Genomic DNA, 18,331 nt, shown 5'->3' with positions numbered 1-18,331 from the left:
GCGGCCCGTCACTAAGGATACGCCTGTGGAAAATCCTCAACTGCTGGCGCAGCGTCAGCGACGCGCGTTGATTGCTGGTTCGGTCGGCAACTTTATTGAATGGTATGAGTTCGCTGTGTATGGCTTTCTCGCCACGCTGATCGCGCAGAACTTTTTTCAGCTGCAGGGGGCCTCGGCGCTCAGCAGTCTGATCCTGACTTACGCCTCATTCGCCATCGCCTTCTTTTTTCGCCCGCTTGGCGCCGTTATCTTTGGCCGCATCGGCGACCGTATCGGCCGCAAACCGACGCTGATCGCGGTGCTGTTGTTGATGACGCTGGCGACCACGCTGACGGGTCTGGTGCCGACCAGCGCTGCGCTGGGCATCGCCGCGCCGCTGATCCTGACCGGGCTGCGTATCCTGCAGGGGCTGTTCGCGGGCGGCGAGTATGGCGGCGCGGTGTCGCTGATGACCGAGTTTGCGCCGCCGGGCAAACGCGGGCTTTACGGCGCATGGCAATCCTTTACCGTCGCGCTGGGGCTGCTGGCGGGCGCGGGCGTAGTGGCGCTGCTTTCCGGGCTGCTGAGCAGCGATGCGATGCTGGCGTGGGGCTGGCGGGTGCCTTTTCTGCTGGCGCTGCCGCTCGGGCTGATTGCGCTGTGGCTGCGGCTGAGCATGGAGGAGACGCCGAGCTTTATTCGGCAGCATCAGCAGCCGCGGCCGCAGGCGAGCGCTGCGCAGACGCTGAAAATTATTTTGCTGGCGATAGCGCGTGTCATGCTCTGGTCAGCGGCGGGCTATACCTGGCTGGTGATTATGCCCAGCTATCTGCAGTCTGCGCTGCATACCGGCTTTAACCAGGCGCTGCTGAGCGCGGTCATATCGAACCTGGGCTTTGCGGCAACCATTCTGCCAGCCGGGTGGCTCAGCGATAAAATCGGGCGGCGGCGCGTAATGGTCGCGGCCAGCGTGCTGCTGATGCTGCTCGCCTTTCCGCTGTTAAAGCTGCTGCAGGATGAGACAACCTCGACAGCGCTCAGCGCGCTGGTGGTCTTTATCGCTGGCGGCATCGTTGGAATGCTGGCGGGGCCTGGCCCGGCGATGCTGGCGGAGATGTTTCCTACGCATGTGCGCTACACCGGGCTTGGGCTTGCTTACTCGCTGTCCAACGCGATCTTTTCAGGCTGCGCAGGTCTGATTATCACCGGGCTGATGAAGCAGACCGGCAATCTGGATATTCCGGCATGGTATGTAATGGCGACGGCGCTGGTCAGCATTCCGGCGCTGATGACGCTGAATAAAACCGACCATCAGCAACGGCTGTAGGCTGCGCCTACATCAACACAATGCCAAAGCGTTTTAGCAGCAGTGCCCACAGGGCGAAGAGCGCCACGGTGATGACGCAGGATATGCCCAGCGTAGGCCAGAAGCCGGTGCGCTGGTAGAGAAATGGAAACAGAATAAACATCGGCAGCGTCGGCACCACATACCAGAAGGTGTACCAGGCGTGGGCGGCAATCTTCTCCTGCGCCTGTCCCTCCAGCTTCATCCAGATCAGCACCAGTACGGTGACCAGCGGCAGGGCGGCCATCAAACCGCCCAGGCGATCGCTGCGCTTCGCCGTTTCGGATATCAGCATCACCATAAAAGCGGTTATTGCATATTTTGAGATAAGCCAGAGCATTGTTTTTTTCCGTTAGTGATGATTAAACCGGCAGGCAGCGTAGCGGATTGCCTATTTCAGATAAGAACGAATAACCGCCACGATCTCTTCCAGATCCTCGCTCCGCTCCTGCGGGGTGGCCTCTTCATTCATCAGGTGTTCGCGGATATGGCCTTCCAGCAGTTCGCTCATCAGGCCATTAATGGCACCGCGCACCGCCGCGACCTGCTGCAACACCTTCAGGCACTCTTCACCTGATTCCAGAGCAGTCTCCAGCGAGGCGGCCTGGCCTTTAATGCGGCGGACGCGGGTCAGCAGACTCTTTTTGTTTTTTAAGATATGCGCCATTGGGATCTCCTGAAAGCTGTTATCTATACTGGGGTATAGTATGTGGCGCATGATAATAAAGCCTGTGCGAACTGCTGGCAACTGAAAAAGGGGCGAAAGGTAAGGGTAAGAATCAACAGGCTGGGCTGCGTAAGGGCAGGGTAGAGGCATGTCGCGGCAGGAGAATAGGCTGGCCTGGCGGGAAGGGACAGACGCCCCTTCCCGACCTCCTCACGTTATGCGAGGAGGCGCGCGGGGTTATTTACGGCCCAGCAGGAAGCCGATAAAGACGCCGACGCCAGCAGCCACCGCCAGACCGGCAAACGGATTGGACTGAACCTGGTCTTTAATGGTGTCAGCTGCATCGCGTGCAGCATAGGTCGCCTGGTTGGAATAACGGCGCGCTGCGCCGCGAACGCGATGACGCGGAGAATCGGTGGCTTCGCCCCATTGCTGCTCAGCGGCACCGGCAACTTCTTTTACGGTATCTTCGATTTTTCCTGACATAGTTCGTCTCCTTTGGGTTGGCTTTCACTAAAAGCGTAGCAAAGCCCGGCGGTTATGCTGGAAGCTTACGCTTTTGTTACGCTTTTCATCTCAGGATTGCGGCTGACCGACCGGGCCGCTGTCGCCCGGTGCGCCCGGTGGTTGCTGCCCGCTGGGCGCATGTGGCGGCGCTGGCGCGTCATGCGGACGCGGCGCGCAGGCCGTAACGGCAACTGCGCCGATCCCCAGCAAAAAAATCATTACCAGCTGTTTCATACACTCTCTCCCGGCTAAAAAAACAGGTGCTAAAAGCGTAGCGGGCGAAAAGAGAGAGGGCAAACGAGGCGACGCAAATGCACAGCGCGCCGGCAAAGCAGGGGACAGAGGGTGAAGAGAGACTGCGGCGAGGTCGCTTTAACAGGCAGTGTTTTTGCAACTGCTCAACCTGAGGCTGGCGTAACGGGGGCCAGCGCAATGGCTATTTTTTACGTAAAAGAAATGCTGCGATTGCCGTCATAACGCCGATAAAGGGCATAGTTCCGGCACCCGCAAGAAAGTTATGCTGATCAATTCGGTTTTCTCTGCGTATATCCATAAAACGAGTAAGCGCATGGTTTTCATTCGTTGCGCAGATCTCTTCACGCTGTTTTTCATAGCCCTGTTTAAGCAACAGAGCGGCGCCTGGAGCATCTGCACTTTTCAGCGCAACGACTTTTTGACCTTTTTTATAGAAATGGTAATCAGGCATCTGATACTCCATGCTGTAGGGATGTGATATGACAATACACCTGATCTGTTCAATTACCTGTATTTTTACTGAGCGTCTTCCCACAGACTAACTTATTACCTGTCATGCATTTACAACAAGCCAAAATTATCCTGCCCGCTTTCCGCGGACGTTCTCTCGCGTCCAGAGCACAGCGCATGTTGTGCCGCTATCTCTTTCAGAATAGCCAGCCGACCTCTTTGCTATCTGGAACTATCAGCCCTCAAAATTTACCTTCTGTAAAATCAGCAGAGAAAGCAGGACGAACCTGTATTCTCAGTTATCAGTTTCTTCCAGCTAAGCAGAGTTAGTAACAAACGAGAAAGGTGTGTACAGCCAGATATGTTCCCCGCTAATTAGCGCCGCGAAGAATTAATGATGCTATCCAAGTATCTCTATAGCCTTAATGATGGCTGCTTTTCGCAGCCTGCCCGCTTCCGTTATCAGCAGGGCGTTAAGTTTATCGATCAGGTTCGCGCGGGTAATGGAATCAGCGCTATAAAAAAGCGCCTCAGATGCTTCACCGATGATGATATGGGCCGCCCTGACTTTTTGCTCTTCAGACATCTTTCCCCCTTAACCGGCTGAAACAGCAGGCACCTGATAGATGCCTGCATCTGAAAAGTCAGTAGAAGTTAAAAGGTTTCCCAGTTAGCGCCAGAAGAGGTGGCTAACACCGGCGTATTTTTACTGCTTTTCTGAACCGGGACTTTAGGTGTGAGCAGCCCGGAAGAGGGTACGCGGAAAACAGAAACCGTTCTTTCCAGCTCCAGCGCCTGCTCTTCCAGGCTGCTGGCCGCAGCGGAGGACTCCTCAACCAGCGCGGCATTCTGCTGCGTGGTGGTATCCATCTCTGTCATGGCCAGAGAGATTTGGCTAATGCCGCGATTTTGCTCATCTGAGGCAGCAGCGATTTCACCCATAATATCCCGCACCTGGGAGACGGACTTGACGATATCACCCATTGTGTCGCCGGCACGATTAACCAGCGTGGTGCCGTCACTCACCCGGTCCAGAGACTCGCGGATCAGCGCTTCGATTTCTTTAGCCGCTACAGAACTGCGCTGAGCCAGGTTTCTTACTTCACCCGCTACCACAGCAAAGCCGCGACCCTGCTCGCCAGCGCGCGCTGCTTCAACCGCCGCGTTAAGCGCCAGGATATTGGTCTGGAAAGCAATACCGTTAATAACCGTGATGATCTCACCAATTTTACCGGCACTCTGGCTGATCCCTCCCATGGTGGTAATAACGTCATGGATGATTTCGCCGCCACGGCTGGCATTATGCGACGCTTCCGTTGCCAGCTGGCTGGCATGATGCGCATTCTCCGCGTTCTGTTTTACGGTTGATGTCAGTTCTTCCATGCTGGCTGCTGTCTCAACAACGGCGGCAGACTGCTGTTCTGTGCGTGAGGACAAATCAGTATTCCCTGCGGCAATCTCAGAGGAGGCGCGGGCAACGCTGTTAACGCCGTCACGCACACGGGTAATAATGTTGCGCAGGCTCAGGTTCATCGCGCCAACCGCGGACATCAGTTGTCCCAGTTCGTCAGAACGTGTGCTGGTGATTTCCGAGGTCAAATCCCCTTCAGCAATGCGCTGGGCAGAGAAAAGCGTCTCTTTTAACGGAACAGTGATGCTCCGGGTCATTCTCCACGCCACCAGAAGGCTCAGCACAATACAGGCAATCGTCGTAAAGCCAATCTGCCACAGCGCCGTGTGGATATACTTTTCTCCCATCTGCGTCTGGAATAGTGATAAGTCGTTCACAGAGCGGTTCAGCGTCTCCGCTGCGCGAGTCATTTCATCCGAAGCCTTTTTTTCATCACGAACGAGCAGCATATAATTTTTTAACAGAGCGGGAAGCGATGCTGTTTTTTGCTCTGTGGAATTTAGTAATTCACTAAGCTTCGCATCAGGAGCAGCCTTGAGTTGCGAAATAAAAGGGGTAGTCTCACCCTGAAGCTGCGTGATTTTGCTCAGCGACGTATCGTCCGGTGCCTTTAAAAAGTCCTGAATCTGTAAAACGGTTTGATCGATCTTCAGCGTGAGTGAAAAAAGCGGCGCGGCTGAACCCGCAGCCACAGAAGATTCCTGTGCGGCAAGCTGTTCTGCTAACAGCGGTAAGCCTGTTGAATTTAATTCATTTAAAGAGAGCAGTGATTTATCAGTGCTTTCCAGAAATGCCTGACGCTTTTCCTTGTACTGATTGAGTAAAGAGGCCATCTGAGAAAGTTTATTCTCTCCCTCGGCGGACCAGGCGTAATTTTCCAGGTTCTGTTTCAATTGTGAAAGCCGACCCATCGCCTCGCCATTGATAATGATAAATTTTTTATCGCGGGTGTACTGAAATAATGTGCGATTGAGCCTGGCTTTGGCCAGCGTGTCCAGCATTTCAACGGTAATGTCGCGTTTAGCGGAGTTTTCCTGAATGTTTAAAAAACAGCGCAGCGCGAGCAGAGAGATAATCAATGAAGCCAGTATAACCAGCGAGAAACCCAGAACTAATTTTCCGCCTATTTTAAGATTGGAAAAAATATTGATAAATTTCATTTAGATAGCCCTTTTTCGTAAATAAGTCCTGAGTCTGAATGTTTTTCGCTCTGGCTATCCTTTTATATCGGCGGAGGGAATGGCTTTTTTAGCACTCTTTACGACATTTCTTTTTTACGTCCAGGTTAATTGATTTAGATCACGTTCATAGGTTCTTAAACTATTGTGAACGGCTGTGATTGTTTAGCAGGGAATGATTTGAGCCCTAAGATAATCAAGGAATATACACCGTTACAGCCGCATGGCTGAATGAACAGGCATCTTCTTAAGTTGAAATGAATAACAGAATAAAAGGGAAGCGGCTGTTTCTGTTGAAGGTAAGAGAGCTTGCCTTAGCCGCTCACATTATTCCACGACGGAAGATCGCCGCCGTGAGTCATTCATTTATCAGAATGACAGGTCGATAGCCATTTCCATGCAGCGCAGCTCTGCGTTAGCCAGTTTTGAGAAGTAAAAGCTTTCTCTGAGGGATTTAAACCCCTGTTTTTCATAAAAGGTTATTGCATCTGGCGTTGAAGATAAGGTCAAACGGTTAAACCCACGTTGACGAGCTTCATCTTTAATTTTTTTGAGAATCATGCCGGCGCAGCCTTTTCTCACATGGTCTGGCGAGGTGAATATTGCCTCAACGCTTCCTGACGACATATCAAGGTACCCGGTTGCTACGGGCCGGGCGTCCGGCCCCTCAACAATAAAGAAAAGATTTTTCTTAATAACTTCTCTGAAACTTTCGGGCATAGCTTCAGGCGTCCAGGCGGTAATGACGGCTGGGTCGTAGCTACTCTTGCAACCCTGTCTGATCGCCTGATTTCTAATGTTCCAGCACGCCTCTGCTTCTTCAGGTATTGCACGTCTAATTTTCATCTTTAACCTCTATGGTTGCCTTGGGTATAAAAATGCTAAAGCGCTTTTTGCTGGCATCTGATACCTGGCGGTGCAGCAGGATAAAGACCTCCTGTAAGGGAGGCGCAAATAAGTATCCGCCACTCTTTTTCAGGTAAGATCGTGTAACGGCTTGCCTCGGGGTTTACTCAGGGAAAAATCACTGAAAGTGACTTCAAGCCCTTGTCTTTCCGGGGTACAAGCCATCACGCCCACAAAACGTTTTTGATGCTGAGGCCAGTAACAGAGCCGCAGCAGCGGCCAGGTTTGACCGTCTGTAGAATACTGTATTCTTAGCGCTTCGTTTTCCAGGGTGGCGCGCATCCAGAACTCTTGTGGATTACCGGGGAAAAGGCCGGTTGACCAGTCAGATGTTTCACGCGTAACCACACAGCCTACCGCTGGCTGGTCGTCATTAAATTCTATTCCTGCCTTCACCCAGCGATCGGCTTCATCCAGAATGAAGATGCCCGCCTGATCATAAAGATGTGAAAAATCAGCCATCACTTTTACCTGAAGGGTAAAATCGCTCGCTGTATAAAAACCAAATGCATGACCGGTATGCCGCTGAAAGCCATAGTAGGTCTGTTTCCAGAAATCCGTATTGGCTTCCGTTGTGAACCGCAGCTTGCCTTTCTCAAAAGAGAATTTCTCGGGCGGGTTGATCCAGACTCCACCCTCTGCTTCCAGCGAATCAATTGCGATCATTGCCTTCTCCACGTTGCTGGTTGGTTATTTAAACATCCGGTTACCTGAATTAATTCACCACTCTCTTCAGGTTTCAGTTTGCTGCTGGCACGAGACAAAAAGAAGGTGTTGCTATCCCCTGAGTTAATCAGCTCTGTTACCGATAATAAACTCAGGTTCATAGCTGACAGGGAAATTCACTGACCTGGCAATAAAACAGACTTTATGGATCTCATGATGGATAGCGGTGGCAGCATCGATATCCGTACCGGGTAATACTGTAATTTTTGGCCTAAGCGTGGCTGAAATAAAGCGGCCAGCACCACTTTTTAAAACCTCGCCTGTCGCCACCGGAAAGTCTTCATAACCCATTATGGTAATGCCTGCGTCTGATGCCAGATGCAAATACCACAACATATGGCAGGCAGAAAGCGAGGATATCAGCAGATCTTCCGGATTCATTTTACCCGGGTCGCCTCCCAGTAACGGATCGTTTGAGCAATGTATTGTTTCCTTACCGGCTATTGAGATATCCCAGGTTCGCGCATAGGAGCGGTAGCCTGACGTGCCCGTTCCCAGGTTGCCCGTCCAGGATATATGCGAGGAATAACAGTGTTCCATAAATTTATTGCTCCCATTCTGCATAGATAATATGTGAAAAAGAGTTCCAGGCGCTCTGTAAGGTCAGCGTCTTGATATGCTGAAATATGCGCGTGATCGGCATCTCATCAGATGGCCCCTGTCTTCCCTCTGAATAAAAATGAATGTAATGCGGTGACCAGTTAATCCGCCTTAATAGCGTGACGGTATACTATTTAACTGAGAGGGGCCATAAGCATGTCGCTACATACGTAACGCTTGCAGTTACTGAACAGGGACGCGCTTCATTACATAACATGTTGCGCGTCCTGTTAGTCAGGTCAGGAGTTTTCAGAGGAGTGAACCGCATAGAAGCGCGTTTTCTGTCGCTTACTCTTTTTACGAGGCACGATCAGGCTGGCGGCGATAATCGCCAGCGTGAGGCCGCCGGTCGCCAGCAGCTCGGTCTGATGCTGAGCATTGAACAGCATAGAAACCAGTACGGTAACGATAAAGAGTATGGTAATCCAGGTCAGGCCGGGGAACAGCCACATGCGGTAACTCAGCTTTTCGCCCGCTTTTTCGCGCTTTTTGCGCAGCACCAGATGAGAGGCGGCAATCACCAGGTACACCAGCAGTGCGATAGCGCCAGAGCTTGCCAGCAAAAATTCGAATACCACGCTGGGCGCCAGGTAGTTAGCCACAACCGCGACAAAAGCGGCAGCGGTTGAGAGCAGCACTGCAACCCATGGCGTACCGCTGCGATTCGTGCGTGAGGCCGCCGCGGGCGCATCTTTGCGACACGACAGGGAATAGAGCATGCGTGACGAAGTATAAAGCGCCGAGTTAAGACAGCTGCATACCGCCATTAACACGACAATATCCACAATCAGCCTGGCATGGGGAATATTCATCGCCTGAAGCGCGGCCTGGTAAGAACCATGCTCAATCAGCGTCGGGGAATTCCACGGCACCAGCGCCACCACAAAGAAAATCGACAGCAGGTAGAACAGCGCGATACGCCAGATAACCGAGTTAGTGGCCTTAGTGATCTGCTTGCCTGGATTCTTTGATTCGGCGGCGGCGATGGTCACAATCTCGGTGCCCATAAAAGAAAACATCGTGGTCAGAATCGCTGCCATCACCTTACCCATGCCGTTGGGCATAAAGCCTTGCGTATCGTAGAGGTGCTGAAGGCCGCTGGTGCTGCTGTTGGGCATCAAGCCTGACACGGCCAGGCCAGCAGCACACAAAAACGCCACAATCGCCGCTACCTTGAGCAGCGCAAACCAGAATTCAAACTCGCCATAGTTTTTCACGCTCAGCAGATTGGTGATGGTTAAAAACAGCGTGATAGCCAGGGTGAACTGCCAGATGGCGATCTGGGGGAACCAGGCGTGCAGGATGGTGCCGGCAGCGTTGGCTTCCAGCGGAATAACCAGTACCCAAAACCACCAGTAGAGCCAGCCGATAGTGAAGCCGGCCCAGCGGCCCAGCGCCTTGTCGGCATAGGTTGAAAAAGAACCTGAATCGGGCAGAGAGACCGCCATTTCAGCCAGCATGCGCATTATCAGTACCACCAGCGCACCGGCGGCAGCGTAGGCGATCAGTACCGCCGGGCCTGCCTCGTAAATCGCGTGGCCGGAGCCCACAAACAGGCCGGCGCCAATTACGCCCGCAATTGACAACATGCGTACGTGGCGCGGCTTCAGGTTTTGTGCCAGTGCATCTTCATTTGCAGTCTGCGTTGTTGTCATCAGAACGTCTCCAGAACGGTCCCCGGGCTTTTGTGTCCGGGGCGAGCAGGGGATGGGCTCGCCGCAGCGAGCCGGAAAGGATCAGGCGGTTACGGCGCTTTTTACGACGTCAGCGGCGCAGTGGTTGAGTACTGAGGTTAAAATGTCCAGCGCCTGGCGGAACTGCTGGTCAGGAATGGTCAGCGGATAAAGAAAACGAATAACGTTGCCTTTTGCACCGCAGGTCAGCAGCAGCAGGCCGTTCTCCATCGCCTTTTTCTGCACCGCCTGCGCGGTGGCGGTCTCGGTAAATTCAACGGCCACCATCGACCCTAACGCGCGGACATCGGCAATCGCAGGACACTGCTTACGGAAGGTCTGTAGCTCGGCTTCAAGCCTGCCGCCAAGCTCAGCGGCCCGCGCGCAGAGCTGCTCCTCTTCGATGACGTCGAGCACCGCATGCGCTGCGGCGATCGCCAGCGGATTGCCAGCATAGGTGCCGCCGAGGCCGCCCGGACCTGGCGCATCCATAACCTCTGCCCGCCCTGATACGGCGGAAAGCGGCAGGCCGCCCGCCAGGCTTTTTGCCATGGTGATTAAATCCGCTTTCACCGGATAGTGCTCCATGGCGAACAGCTTACCGGTGCGGGCAAAACCGCTCTGCACCTCGTCGGCGATAAGCAGAATGCCGTAGCTATCGGCCAGCTGACGCAGCCTGACCATAAACTCAACCGGCGCGGCATGGAAACCGCCTTCGCCCTGCACCGGCTCCAGCACGATCGCGGCTACGTCCAGCGGAGCGATATCCTGAGTGAAAAGCGCGTCGAGGCTGGCTAGCGCCGCATCGACAGTGATGCCTTGTACCGCGCTGGGATAGCGCGCATGAAACACCGAGGCGGGCATCGGGCCGAAATCACGCTTATAGGGGGCGACCTTGCCGGTCATCGCCATGGTCATCAGGGTGCGACCGTGAAAGGCGTTGCCAAAGGCGATCACGCCAGGGCGGCGGGTATAAGCACGTGCGATTTTGACCGCATTTTCTACCGCTTCTGCGCCAGTGGTGAAGAAGGCTGTTTTAGCCTGGCCGGCAACGGGCACCCGCTGGTTGATGCGTTCAGCCAGGGCGATATAGCTTTCGTACGGAGTGATTTGAAATGCGGTATGCGTAAATTTTGTTAACTGATGGGCCACCGCCTGTTCGATGCGCGGATGGCGATGGCCGGTGTTGAGCACCGCGATGCCGCCAGCGAAGTCGATCCAGCTGTTGCCCTCGTTATCCCACAGGGTTGCGTTTTCCGCCCGCGCCACATACCAGTCGCACAGCGTGCCGGTGCCGCGGGGTAAAGCCTGTGCTTTGCGCTGCTGCATCAGGATATTTTGTTCGCTCATCTCATCCACCTCGCTCATATGCTTATTTACATTTCCCGACAAACGCTTTTATTTATGCGTGCGAGAAGGTAAGTTGCCAGAGCCAATTTCACAGAGAGGGATGGAGCCAATTGCAGCTGCTTTACGCCGATCACTTATTAGCACGATTGCAGTTTTTACCGAGTGGCTCGCTGCAGCAGCGACTGCTGACCTGTATGCAGGCCGCAATCATTGAGGGCGTTTTTCCACGCGGCGGGCGCTTGCCGCCGACGCGCGATATGGCCCGAGAGCTTGGGGTGTCACGAAACACCGTACTGCATGTTTATGAAAGTTTGATGGCGCAGGGCTATGTGACGGCCCGCACCGGCAGTGGCACCTGGATTGCGGAGACGCTGCCGGAAATCTGTCTGCAAAGCCACGCCACCGATCTGCTACAGCCTGCCTCCACGCCGCTGCCGGCAACCCTGTCAAAACGGGGTGCAACGCTGTTAGGGCACGCCACCGCCTCTCCCTATCAGTGGGGCGCCTTTGTACCCGGCGCGCCCGACGTCACGGAATTTCCGCATAAGCTTTTTAGCCAGATTCAGGCAAAGCTGAATCGCGATCCTGATGTCTATCGGCTGATTTACAGCAGCGGCGGTGGCTGCCCCGATCTTCGCCATGCGCTGGCGGAGTATCTGCGCGTGGCGCGTTCGGTCAAGGCCGATGCAGATCAAATTCTGATAACCGAAGGCGTGCATCAGGCGGTCGATCTGGTCTCGTGCGTGCTCTGCGATCCGGGCGACCTTGTATGGATGGAGGAGCCGGGTTACTGGGGCACGCGCAACCTGCTGCGTAAAAACGGCCTTAAAATCCGGGCGATGCCGGTGGACAGCGAAGGGATTGTGCCAAAGCCGGGGCTGCCGCCCAGGATGGTGTTTGTGACGCCTTCACATCAGTATCCTTTGGGCGTTCACCTTAGCCTGGCAAGACGGAAGGCGCTTTTAGCGCTGGCGAGGCGTCACCAGAGCTGGATTATCGAAGATGATTACGACAGCGAATTTCGCTTCTCAGGCCAGCCTTATCCCTCTTTGCAGGGGCTGGAAGCGGATGCGCCGGTGATCTATATGGGCACTTTTAGCAAGACGCTTTATCCGGCGCTGCGCATTGGCTACATAGTGGTGCCGAAGATGCTGGCCGAACCGTTGCGCATCGCGGCTTCTGAGCTTTATCGCGGCGGTCATCTGCTGATCCAGCGTGCGCTGGGCGAGTTTATACGGCAGGGGCATTATATGGATCATATCCGCCGCATGCGCTTGCTTTACGGCCAGCGGCGTCAGTTTTTATGCAAACTGATTGAGCGCTATCTGGGGCCGTCATTTCTGTCGCCGGTCAACCATGACGCGGGATTACATCTGGTGCTGCATCTGCCATCGGGCTGCGACGATGTGGCTATTGCCGCACAGGCGCTGAAGCGTGGCGTTAAGGTGCGGCCATTGTCGCAATACTATATGCATCCGCAGAGCTTGCGCGGGCTGCTGCTCGGTTACGCCTGCGTCAATGAACGGCAGTGTCAGGACGCGTTCGGCGTGCTGAAAGGGTGTTTGATCGAGGCGGGTATTAAGGTTGATGCTTCAGCTAAGTAAATACTGTTCAGGGTGAACAGCTGACATCAGCCTGGATTCCTGATAATCAATCCCTGACAGGGTTTTCATGCCTGATAACAGGCGATCTGCGCTTAACTCTGCGAAATATAAATATCAGGGAAATAGCTTGTGGAGAATATTGATAACCAGTTTTTTTAAAGCCGATTAGGATTATGTAGTTCATAACACCTGCATCCTGACCGGCTATTTATTTTAACGTTAAAATCAGCGCGACTGGCTGATGCGGCGATAAATTGTTACCCAGACATTTAACCAGAAATAACAGGATAGAAACGCACAGGAAACCCGCTCATTTAATGTCATCCGGTTTGCTGCCAGGCCAGCTGGAACTGCGCGGGAGTTTTCCCAAAACGCTGACGGAATACGTCTATATAAGCGCTGACGTTGCTGTAACCGCTCAGAGATGCGACTTCATATACTGGCAATCCTGCAAGTATCCATTGCAACGAAGCTAATATTTTTGCCTGCTGCCGCCACTGACTAAAACTCAGTCCGGCCTGCTGATTAAACAAGCGGCTAAGGCTTCTGACGCTGAGGCCAAATTGCTGGGCCAGCTGGCTTTGATCCAGATGGGATGCTGGATTATTGAGTAATTCATTCGCAACGTTACGCGCGCGCTGGTCTGTTGGCAGCCTCAACTCAAGCGGTAACGCTGTGCATTGCATCACTTCATAGCCAAGGAGTTTTAGCAGCGTCTCCTGGTAGTCTGGTGTGGAATGAGAACCACTATTTTGGCACCTGTTCAGCAAGGCTGTGGTAAAGGCATCGGCCCCATAGATACCGGCATAAAGGGGAAAGTTAATACAGGCTGGTGGATCTATATACAGACTATGACCTGTTACATTTCCCGGAACCCAGGCGCTATGCTCCAGGCCAGGCGGAAACCATCCTACTGTACCCGGCGTAACGGTCCATTGAGAAAGCGTCGTTTCTATCACCATGATGCCATGATCAAGCCAGTATACCTGCCCAGCGGCATGTTTATGGCTGGAGGTAGCGTGTTTCGCACCATATCTGAATGATCTTGTTTTCATCATAATGGCTGATTAACCGTATAAAATGTCGTTATACGGATATTACTCTCTCTCATCTTTTATGTAGAGTGTTATATAAAAGGAGAGTGAGATGAAAAACTCAATTGAAATAGTTATTAATGCTTTGCAGGAAGTGGTCGGTAATCCCGCGCATGATGAAGATAAAATCAAAACTTATTTTTCTTCCGTTTATCAGCAAATAGTCGACGGTCATAAGCTGGAATATGCTGACTTTCTCAGTCATATGAAAACGCTTAAGCTTGTGACAAGCCAGATAATAATTAATATAAAATCCGTTGCCGCAGAAGGTGATACGGTATTCACCCATCACTTTGTTGAGGTTAAAAAAAGCCAGGATGGCAACAGTCAGTTTGAAGTTTTCGCTTGTTTTACCCTCTCGTCCGGTAAAATTATTCGCTGCGAAGAGCTAACCAGAATGCTGAGCGGGCATCCTGTTGATCGGGATCTCGCCAGCAGAATAGAAGCGCCGCCAACTGCCAGACTGCACCAGAGCAAGACAGTATAAAGTTGCCGCTGCGCTATCGGATAACAGAACTTAAGCCCCTGTGCCTTCCCCCAGGCGTCTGGTTTGCAGGCTGCGTCAATCCTGACTACTGTTTCTGGATACTCATTTATAGCGGCCGACGGGGCGAAACAGGAGGAGCGATGAAGCGCGACGTATTAAATGAAGATGACTACGATGAAGTGTGCCGGGTGATTGGCGATGCAGTGGTGGTGCTGGCTGAGTCGGGCCGGGAGACGCGGCGGGGTGATATTTCAGATCTGCTGAAACGCGCGCGTCAGCATCGTTCGCACAGCGAGCGCGATGAGCAGCGTATGCTGGAGCACGCGATTCGTCTGGTTAAGCTGTGAAAAGCACAGAGGCCAGGAGCGGGCAAGCGTAAATACGCGGGTCTACAGAGCAAGGAAGCGCCGTTTGCGTCGGCGCCAATGGCTATGCCTGCTGCGCCAGCAGCCCAGGGCGGCTGGCAGGGTACCAGCTCACCAGAAAATGACGCAGATGATCAAAGCACCACTCCGCCTCGTCACGCTGCTGACAGTAGTACATCACCGTTACCTTTTCATATTCCCGCGCGCGCTGGCGCAGCGGCGACCAGCCCCAGTCAAGCACGCAGCGGGCATAGTTAAGTAAAGCGTCCGGCTCCATACGATGCTGCGTTGCCTGTTCGCGCAGGTAGCGTCCAAAAACCTGATCGAGCGTCAGCGTCTCTTCCTGGGTGACGGGCAATTCAGGGCGAAAGGCGAAATCAATAAATCCGCACACCGCATCGTCGCGCTGCTGCCAGTCGCAGGCCAGCGTCATAAACAGCCCGTCCTGCAGATTCACCTCCTCCAGCAGACGACGAAGATTCGCCGACTGCGCCAGCACCGCAATCTCATCAATACGCTCCGTTTGCAGCGTAAGATCGATGCCGCAGGGGTTCACTGAACCATCCTCATTGCGCGTGGCGGGGAAGGGGAAATCAATATAGCCGTTATTATCCAGTCGCTTTTCCATAAGAGATGAGCCTGCAGCCTGACAAGCCATGACAATAGACTATCTGGCCGCAGGACGCACGTCTAAGGGCACGTCCAGGTAATCATGGTGTCTTCGTGCGGATTAATCAGGCGGAACTGCTTATCCGACAGCCGCTGCGCGTAGTAGCCTTCCGGCGTAACGGCGGAGGGGACATATTTGAAACGATCCAGCGATTGCAGTGTCCCACTCTGCACTTTGACGCCATCGCGGCTGATGGTAAAGGCGTTGACGAGGTCAAAAATTGTTGCCCGCGTCTGCCCCAGCGGCTGGCCGTAAATGGTGCTGACCTCGCCGGGGCAATCCACCCCTTTCGGGCCGGAGGCACAGCCAGCAAGTAGCGTAATAAAAATGCAAAAGGTGAGTCGCAACATATCCTGTACCTGCTTCAATCCCTGGGAATCCCGTGGCGCTGATGTTTGATGCGTTGCGTCCCGGCTATTGTGATCATAGCAGGTCTGGCGCGGCATCCAATTTGCACTTTGATTAATAGTTAAGCTTTAAACGTGCCAGAGGGTGACTTGAGTAGCATATTAAAGGTATTCTTGCCATCTTTGCGCACCAGTTGGGCGATTTAAGGGAAATTTAATGAAAGAAGAAGAAGCCAGTCTAATGATTATTCGTCATGCGATCGAGAGGCTTGAAGCGGAAAAGAAGCAGCAGGTAGTCTCCTGCGTTGCTGCGATCCGCGATGTTATGCAGGGATACGACGAGGAAAACGCCTCGCTGGCGTTAATGCTGATCGCCGCCGAGGTTGCGGCGGAATAAACTTCAGCCCGGGGTTGCATGATGCGGCGCCGGGCTTCTACGAATTCATTTCCTTTACCAGCCAGCGGTGGATCACGCCGACAATCCACGCCTGCTGCTCGCTGGTCAGCGGTTGATGGGCAGCGATGCCGTGCCACTTCGCCAGACAGCCACGACAGCAGGTTGCCGTAGCGTGCTGAGCGATAAACACCGGATGACCACGCATCGGCGTCTGTTTGCCGTCGTTCTTCGGCTCCGCCTGCGCCAGGCGCTGTGCGACAAAATCCGCCGCGTGCCTGTCAATAACCTCCGGTCCTTTCGCCAGACAGTAGTCGCGCTCTTTTACGCCCAGGTGGAAGCGGCGGCGAAACGGCGACTGTGCCAGCCGCTGGAACAGGGCATCTTCCCGGTTCATAGAATCTCCTTTAGGAATCAATGCGTTTTAAACCTTATCCTGGTTTCGCTTTCGTTATGCTGTGCTAAACCTAAAGCGAAACCAGCAAGGGAGGATATATGAAAAAAACGCTGATGCTGACTGGTGCGCTGAGCCTGAGCCTGCTGCTGGCCGGCTGCGCTAATGACCATATTCTGCATACCAACGACGGCCGCACCATTGTGACGCAGGGCAAGCCGAAGGTGGATGACGACACCGGTATGATCACCTACAAAGATGTCTACGGTAAAGAGCAGCAAATTAATCGCGACACCATCAAAGATATGTCGCAGGTCGGGAACTAACGACAGCTTTTGTCACACTTCGGCCCGCACCATGCGGGTCGTTCCGCTTTTCCCGTCCGTCTGGTGTGTTACTCTGAAAATAGATAACCAAATCAGAGCATAACTTCGACGGAGCCTGAAAATGAAAGCCACTCTTTTCACCCTCGGCTTGCTGAGCTGTTACATTGCACCCGCGTGGAGCGAAACCCAGTTCCAGATCACCTGTCCCGGTCGCCCGACAATGACCATCTCCCGCGCCGAATATGGCCTGAGCACCTTAACCTGGCCGCAGCACCACTTTCAGATTGCCGCTGGTCAGCAGCGCACCCGCTTAGAGGGCGGCGACAACGTTTCCATTACCCGCTTCCGCAACGGCGACCAGCTGATCGTCAACAACGCGAGCGAAGAGACCTTCTTCGTTTACCACGACAGCGACCGGCTGATACCCTGTAGCCGCAGTGAAACGCGCGATGTCGATCAGCTGTCGCTGGAGCCTTATGACGATCGCGACCATCCGCACTCTTAACCCGCTTTAGCCGGAGAGTCTATGCAACTGAACGTTACGGATGCGGTCACGCATCAGGATCTGGATGAGGTGCGCCTCGGTCTGAATAGTTTTAACAGCCGTTTTATCAATATCGACGAATTGAAGTCCATCGGCGTTTTCGTCACGGACGAGCATGGCAAAAAGCTGGCGGGGCTGACCGGCTCGACCACCGGCAACTGGCTGCGCATCGATATGCTGTGGGTCAGTGAGGCGCTGCGCGGGCAGGGCGTTGGCAGCAGGCTGCTCAACGCGGCGGAAGAGGAGGCGCGTCGGCGCGGCTGCTGCTATGCGCAGGTCGATACCGCCAGCTTCCAGGCGCGCCCCTTTTATGAAAAGTCAGGCTACACGCTGCGTTTCAGCCTGGATAACTACCCGCGCCATCATCAGCGTCACTATCTGAGCAAAACGCTGTAATCAAAACAGCGGCTGCTGGCGCATATCCAGCGGCTGCTGCTCCGCCTCGTCTATCGCCGCCAGCCAGCTCTGCAGCGTGACTTCGACCCACGAGAGATGGCCGCGCGTGGTGCTCATCAACACCACATCGGGCCGCAGCGTGCGGTAGAACTCCAGCGACTGCTGCAGCTCGTGCGGATTGCTGTCCGGGGCGAGAAGAGTAACCCAGCGATGGTGGTCGCGCGTCAGGGTAGCGCCGACGAACAGGTAGGTGCGGCCCAGCGGCGAGGCGTAAAGAAAGCTGCTGCTGCCTGGCGTATGGCCCGGCGTCGGCAGCAGATGGAAGTCGCCGAAGTGCGTCTCCTGCTGGGTAAAGGTGTCATCCGGCTCCAGCACCCGGCTGACGGGGCCGATAGAGCGGCTGTGGCAGTAAAGGGCGCTGTTAAAGCGCTGCTGAATGGCGATAGCGCCGGGCGCGGCTTCGTGCCAGTGGGTCAGATAGTGGCGAATTACGCCGCCTTCGTCGGCCAGCACTTCATGATCGAGCGGATGCTCCACGCGGCCAATCAGCAGGTTGCCGCGCGGATGACGCAGCATAAAGCCATGCATCATTAAATCATCAATAGTATCTTCCCCCGGAAATTCCGGCGTGGAGATCCACAAATCGTCGTACAGCGGCTTCAA

The 18,331-nt window shown here is 54.1% G+C and carries 25 protein-coding genes and 1 pseudogene; 9 read left to right on the top strand and 17 right to left on the bottom strand.

The features are described from left to right. The first annotated feature begins 25 nt into the window (after positions 1-25). Positions 26-1,306, top strand: coding sequence for an MFS transporter (locus MHZ89_RS02205; RefSeq protein WP_311781679.1), 1,281 nt, complete (start codon positions 26-28; stop codon positions 1,304-1,306). Between the two features lie 7 nt (positions 1,307-1,313). On the opposite strand, the gene MHZ89_RS02200 is transcribed toward MHZ89_RS02205, so the two are convergent. The 5 genes from MHZ89_RS02200 to MHZ89_RS02180 form a co-directional block, all read right to left on the bottom strand. After that, on the bottom strand, positions 1,314-1,664 hold the full coding sequence (locus MHZ89_RS02200) for a DUF3147 family protein (RefSeq protein ID WP_311781678.1): 351 nt from the start codon (positions 1,662-1,664) through the stop codon (positions 1,314-1,316). A gap of 51 nt (positions 1,665-1,715) precedes the next feature. Next, a complete protein-coding gene (locus MHZ89_RS02195; RefSeq protein ID WP_311781677.1) occupies positions 1,716-1,991 on the bottom strand; it encodes a metal/formaldehyde-sensitive transcriptional repressor in 276 nt (91 codons plus the stop codon). Positions 1,992-2,228: 237 nt separating this feature from the next. Then, positions 2,229-2,477 (bottom strand): glycine zipper domain-containing protein, encoded by a 249-nt coding sequence (locus MHZ89_RS02190; RefSeq protein WP_311781676.1) that lies wholly within the window; start codon positions 2,475-2,477, stop codon positions 2,229-2,231. Positions 2,478-2,567: 90 nt separating this feature from the next. Next, a complete protein-coding gene (locus MHZ89_RS02185) occupies positions 2,568-2,732 on the bottom strand; it encodes a hypothetical protein (RefSeq protein WP_311781675.1) in 165 nt (54 codons plus the stop codon). Positions 2,733-2,934: 202 nt separating this feature from the next. Then, positions 2,935-3,204: a hypothetical protein gene (locus tag MHZ89_RS02180; RefSeq protein ID WP_311781674.1), complete on the bottom strand. Its 270-nt coding sequence runs from the start codon at positions 3,202-3,204 to the stop codon at positions 2,935-2,937. 122 nt (positions 3,205-3,326) lie between these two features. Here MHZ89_RS02180 and MHZ89_RS02175 point away from each other — a divergent pair. Next, positions 3,327-3,533 (top strand): annotated as a pseudogene (locus MHZ89_RS02175) (GNAT family N-acetyltransferase); the annotation flags it as partial. A 70-nt stretch (positions 3,534-3,603) separates the two neighbouring features. Here MHZ89_RS02175 and MHZ89_RS02170 read toward each other — a convergent pair. The 7 genes from MHZ89_RS02170 to gabT all read right to left on the bottom strand — a co-directional run bounded on the left by MHZ89_RS02170 (position 3,604) and on the right by gabT (position 11,047). Then, positions 3,604-3,789: a hypothetical protein gene (locus MHZ89_RS02170; protein WP_311781673.1), complete on the bottom strand. Its 186-nt coding sequence runs from the start codon at positions 3,787-3,789 to the stop codon at positions 3,604-3,606. 68 nt (positions 3,790-3,857) lie between these two features. Beyond that, positions 3,858-5,774, bottom strand: coding sequence for a methyl-accepting chemotaxis protein (locus MHZ89_RS02165; protein WP_311781672.1), 1,917 nt, complete (start codon positions 5,772-5,774; stop codon positions 3,858-3,860). 387 nt (positions 5,775-6,161) lie between these two features. Beyond that, entirely contained in the window at positions 6,162-6,638 is a 477-nt protein-coding gene (locus tag MHZ89_RS02160; RefSeq protein WP_311781671.1) for a GNAT family N-acetyltransferase, read from the bottom strand. A gap of 129 nt (positions 6,639-6,767) precedes the next feature. Beyond that, the gene (locus MHZ89_RS02155; RefSeq protein WP_311781670.1) at positions 6,768-7,364 is read right to left on the bottom strand and encodes a DUF1349 domain-containing protein; all 597 of its coding nucleotides are present in this window, start codon (positions 7,362-7,364) and stop codon (positions 6,768-6,770) included. A 123-nt stretch (positions 7,365-7,487) separates the two neighbouring features. After that, complete coding sequence (locus MHZ89_RS02150; RefSeq protein WP_311781669.1) at positions 7,488-7,964, bottom strand: OsmC family protein; 477 nt, start codon at positions 7,962-7,964, stop codon at positions 7,488-7,490. Positions 7,965-8,263: 299 nt separating this feature from the next. After that, the gene (gene gabP / locus MHZ89_RS02145) at positions 8,264-9,679 is read right to left on the bottom strand and encodes a GABA permease (protein ID WP_311781668.1); all 1,416 of its coding nucleotides are present in this window, start codon (positions 9,677-9,679) and stop codon (positions 8,264-8,266) included. Positions 9,680-9,760: 81 nt separating this feature from the next. Further along, positions 9,761-11,047, bottom strand: coding sequence for a 4-aminobutyrate--2-oxoglutarate transaminase (gene gabT / locus MHZ89_RS02140; RefSeq protein WP_311781667.1), 1,287 nt, complete (start codon positions 11,045-11,047; stop codon positions 9,761-9,763). 110 nt (positions 11,048-11,157) lie between these two features. Between gabT and MHZ89_RS02135 the strand changes: the two genes are divergently transcribed. After that, entirely contained in the window at positions 11,158-12,651 is a 1,494-nt protein-coding gene (locus MHZ89_RS02135; protein WP_311781666.1) for a PLP-dependent aminotransferase family protein, read from the top strand. A 320-nt stretch (positions 12,652-12,971) separates the two neighbouring features. On the opposite strand, the gene MHZ89_RS02130 is transcribed toward MHZ89_RS02135, so the two are convergent. Next, the gene (locus tag MHZ89_RS02130) at positions 12,972-13,709 is read right to left on the bottom strand and encodes a helix-turn-helix transcriptional regulator (protein WP_311781665.1); all 738 of its coding nucleotides are present in this window, start codon (positions 13,707-13,709) and stop codon (positions 12,972-12,974) included. 88 nt (positions 13,710-13,797) lie between these two features. Here MHZ89_RS02130 and MHZ89_RS02125 point away from each other — a divergent pair, with 88 nt between their 5' ends. Beyond that, the gene (locus MHZ89_RS02125) at positions 13,798-14,232 is read left to right on the top strand and encodes a nuclear transport factor 2 family protein (RefSeq protein WP_311781664.1); all 435 of its coding nucleotides are present in this window, start codon (positions 13,798-13,800) and stop codon (positions 14,230-14,232) included. Positions 14,233-14,372: 140 nt separating this feature from the next. After that, on the top strand, positions 14,373-14,579 hold the full coding sequence (locus MHZ89_RS02120; RefSeq protein ID WP_311781663.1) for a DUF2767 family protein: 207 nt from the start codon (positions 14,373-14,375) through the stop codon (positions 14,577-14,579). An 82-nt stretch (positions 14,580-14,661) separates the two neighbouring features. Here MHZ89_RS02120 and MHZ89_RS02115 read toward each other — a convergent pair whose 3' ends face one another. After that, complete coding sequence (locus MHZ89_RS02115) at positions 14,662-15,225, bottom strand: hypothetical protein (RefSeq protein WP_311781662.1); 564 nt, start codon at positions 15,223-15,225, stop codon at positions 14,662-14,664. Between the two features lie 62 nt (positions 15,226-15,287). Continuing rightward, on the bottom strand, positions 15,288-15,617 hold the full coding sequence (locus MHZ89_RS02110; protein ID WP_126688758.1) for a hypothetical protein: 330 nt from the start codon (positions 15,615-15,617) through the stop codon (positions 15,288-15,290). Between the two features lie 214 nt (positions 15,618-15,831). Between MHZ89_RS02110 and MHZ89_RS02105 the strand changes: the two genes are divergently transcribed. Then, a complete protein-coding gene (locus MHZ89_RS02105) occupies positions 15,832-16,011 on the top strand; it encodes a hypothetical protein (RefSeq protein WP_311781661.1) in 180 nt (59 codons plus the stop codon). A gap of 37 nt (positions 16,012-16,048) precedes the next feature. Here the strand turns inward: MHZ89_RS02105 and MHZ89_RS02100 are convergent, their stop codons facing one another. Next, entirely contained in the window at positions 16,049-16,405 is a 357-nt protein-coding gene (locus tag MHZ89_RS02100) for a DUF4186 domain-containing protein (RefSeq protein ID WP_120452195.1), read from the bottom strand. Between the two features lie 98 nt (positions 16,406-16,503). Between MHZ89_RS02100 and MHZ89_RS02095 the strand changes: the two genes are divergently transcribed. The 3 genes from MHZ89_RS02095 (at position 16,504) to MHZ89_RS02085 (ending at position 17,668) form a co-directional block, all read left to right on the top strand. Further along, positions 16,504-16,728 (top strand): YgdI/YgdR family lipoprotein, encoded by a 225-nt coding sequence (locus tag MHZ89_RS02095; protein ID WP_126688761.1) that lies wholly within the window; start codon positions 16,504-16,506, stop codon positions 16,726-16,728. A gap of 121 nt (positions 16,729-16,849) precedes the next feature. Next, on the top strand, positions 16,850-17,233 hold the full coding sequence (locus MHZ89_RS02090; RefSeq protein WP_311781660.1) for a hypothetical protein: 384 nt from the start codon (positions 16,850-16,852) through the stop codon (positions 17,231-17,233). Between the two features lie 21 nt (positions 17,234-17,254). Then, a complete protein-coding gene (locus tag MHZ89_RS02085) occupies positions 17,255-17,668 on the top strand; it encodes a GNAT family N-acetyltransferase (protein ID WP_126688763.1) in 414 nt (137 codons plus the stop codon). Here MHZ89_RS02085 and MHZ89_RS02080 read toward each other — a convergent pair whose 3' ends face one another. Then, positions 17,669-18,331 (bottom strand): MBL fold metallo-hydrolase, encoded by a 663-nt coding sequence (locus tag MHZ89_RS02080; RefSeq protein ID WP_311781659.1) that lies wholly within the window; start codon positions 18,329-18,331, stop codon positions 17,669-17,671.

The organism is Pantoea sp. ACRSB (genome assembly GCF_022346905.1).
GTDB classification, from domain to species: domain Bacteria; phylum Pseudomonadota; class Gammaproteobacteria; order Enterobacterales; family Enterobacteriaceae; genus Pantoea; species Pantoea piersonii.
This window is presented reverse-complemented; position numbering and strand designations above follow the sequence as displayed.

Coding starts and splice junctions, on each gene's coding strand:
- MHZ89_RS02180 (WP_311781674.1), bottom strand. CDS start 3,204: ATGCCTGATTACCATTTCTATAAAAAAGGTCAAAAAGTCGTTGCGCTG.
- MHZ89_RS02095 (WP_126688761.1), top strand. CDS start 16,504: ATGAAAAAAACGCTGATGCTGACTGGTGCGCTGAGCCTGAGCCTGCTG.
- MHZ89_RS02130 (WP_311781665.1), bottom strand. CDS start 13,709: ATGATGAAAACAAGATCATTCAGATATGGTGCGAAACACGCTACCTCC.
- MHZ89_RS02150 (WP_311781669.1), bottom strand. CDS start 7,964: ATGGAACACTGTTATTCCTCGCATATATCCTGGACGGGCAACCTGGGA.
- MHZ89_RS02190 (WP_311781676.1), bottom strand. CDS start 2,477: ATGTCAGGAAAAATCGAAGATACCGTAAAAGAAGTTGCCGGTGCCGCT.
- MHZ89_RS02165 (WP_311781672.1), bottom strand. CDS start 5,774: ATGAAATTTATCAATATTTTTTCCAATCTTAAAATAGGCGGAAAATTA.
- gabP (WP_311781668.1), bottom strand. CDS start 9,679: ATGACAACAACGCAGACTGCAAATGAAGATGCACTGGCACAAAACCTG.
- MHZ89_RS02105 (WP_311781661.1), top strand. CDS start 15,832: ATGAAAGAAGAAGAAGCCAGTCTAATGATTATTCGTCATGCGATCGAG.
- MHZ89_RS02170 (WP_311781673.1), bottom strand. CDS start 3,789: ATGTCTGAAGAGCAAAAAGTCAGGGCGGCCCATATCATCATCGGTGAA.
- MHZ89_RS02185 (WP_311781675.1), bottom strand. CDS start 2,732: ATGAAACAGCTGGTAATGATTTTTTTGCTGGGGATCGGCGCAGTTGCC.
- MHZ89_RS02090 (WP_311781660.1), top strand. CDS start 16,850: ATGAAAGCCACTCTTTTCACCCTCGGCTTGCTGAGCTGTTACATTGCA.
- MHZ89_RS02195 (WP_311781677.1), bottom strand. CDS start 1,991: ATGGCGCATATCTTAAAAAACAAAAAGAGTCTGCTGACCCGCGTCCGC.
- MHZ89_RS02100 (WP_120452195.1), bottom strand. CDS start 16,405: ATGAACCGGGAAGATGCCCTGTTCCAGCGGCTGGCACAGTCGCCGTTT.
- gabT (WP_311781667.1), bottom strand. CDS start 11,047: ATGAGCGAACAAAATATCCTGATGCAGCAGCGCAAAGCACAGGCTTTA.
- MHZ89_RS02200 (WP_311781678.1), bottom strand. CDS start 1,664: ATGCTCTGGCTTATCTCAAAATATGCAATAACCGCTTTTATGGTGATG.
- MHZ89_RS02110 (WP_126688758.1), bottom strand. CDS start 15,617: ATGTTGCGACTCACCTTTTGCATTTTTATTACGCTACTTGCTGGCTGT.
- MHZ89_RS02120 (WP_311781663.1), top strand. CDS start 14,373: ATGAAGCGCGACGTATTAAATGAAGATGACTACGATGAAGTGTGCCGG.
- MHZ89_RS02115 (WP_311781662.1), bottom strand. CDS start 15,225: ATGGAAAAGCGACTGGATAATAACGGCTATATTGATTTCCCCTTCCCC.
- MHZ89_RS02160 (WP_311781671.1), bottom strand. CDS start 6,638: ATGAAAATTAGACGTGCAATACCTGAAGAAGCAGAGGCGTGCTGGAAC.
- MHZ89_RS02085 (WP_126688763.1), top strand. CDS start 17,255: ATGCAACTGAACGTTACGGATGCGGTCACGCATCAGGATCTGGATGAG.
- MHZ89_RS02125 (WP_311781664.1), top strand. CDS start 13,798: ATGAAAAACTCAATTGAAATAGTTATTAATGCTTTGCAGGAAGTGGTC.
- MHZ89_RS02155 (WP_311781670.1), bottom strand. CDS start 7,364: ATGATCGCAATTGATTCGCTGGAAGCAGAGGGTGGAGTCTGGATCAAC.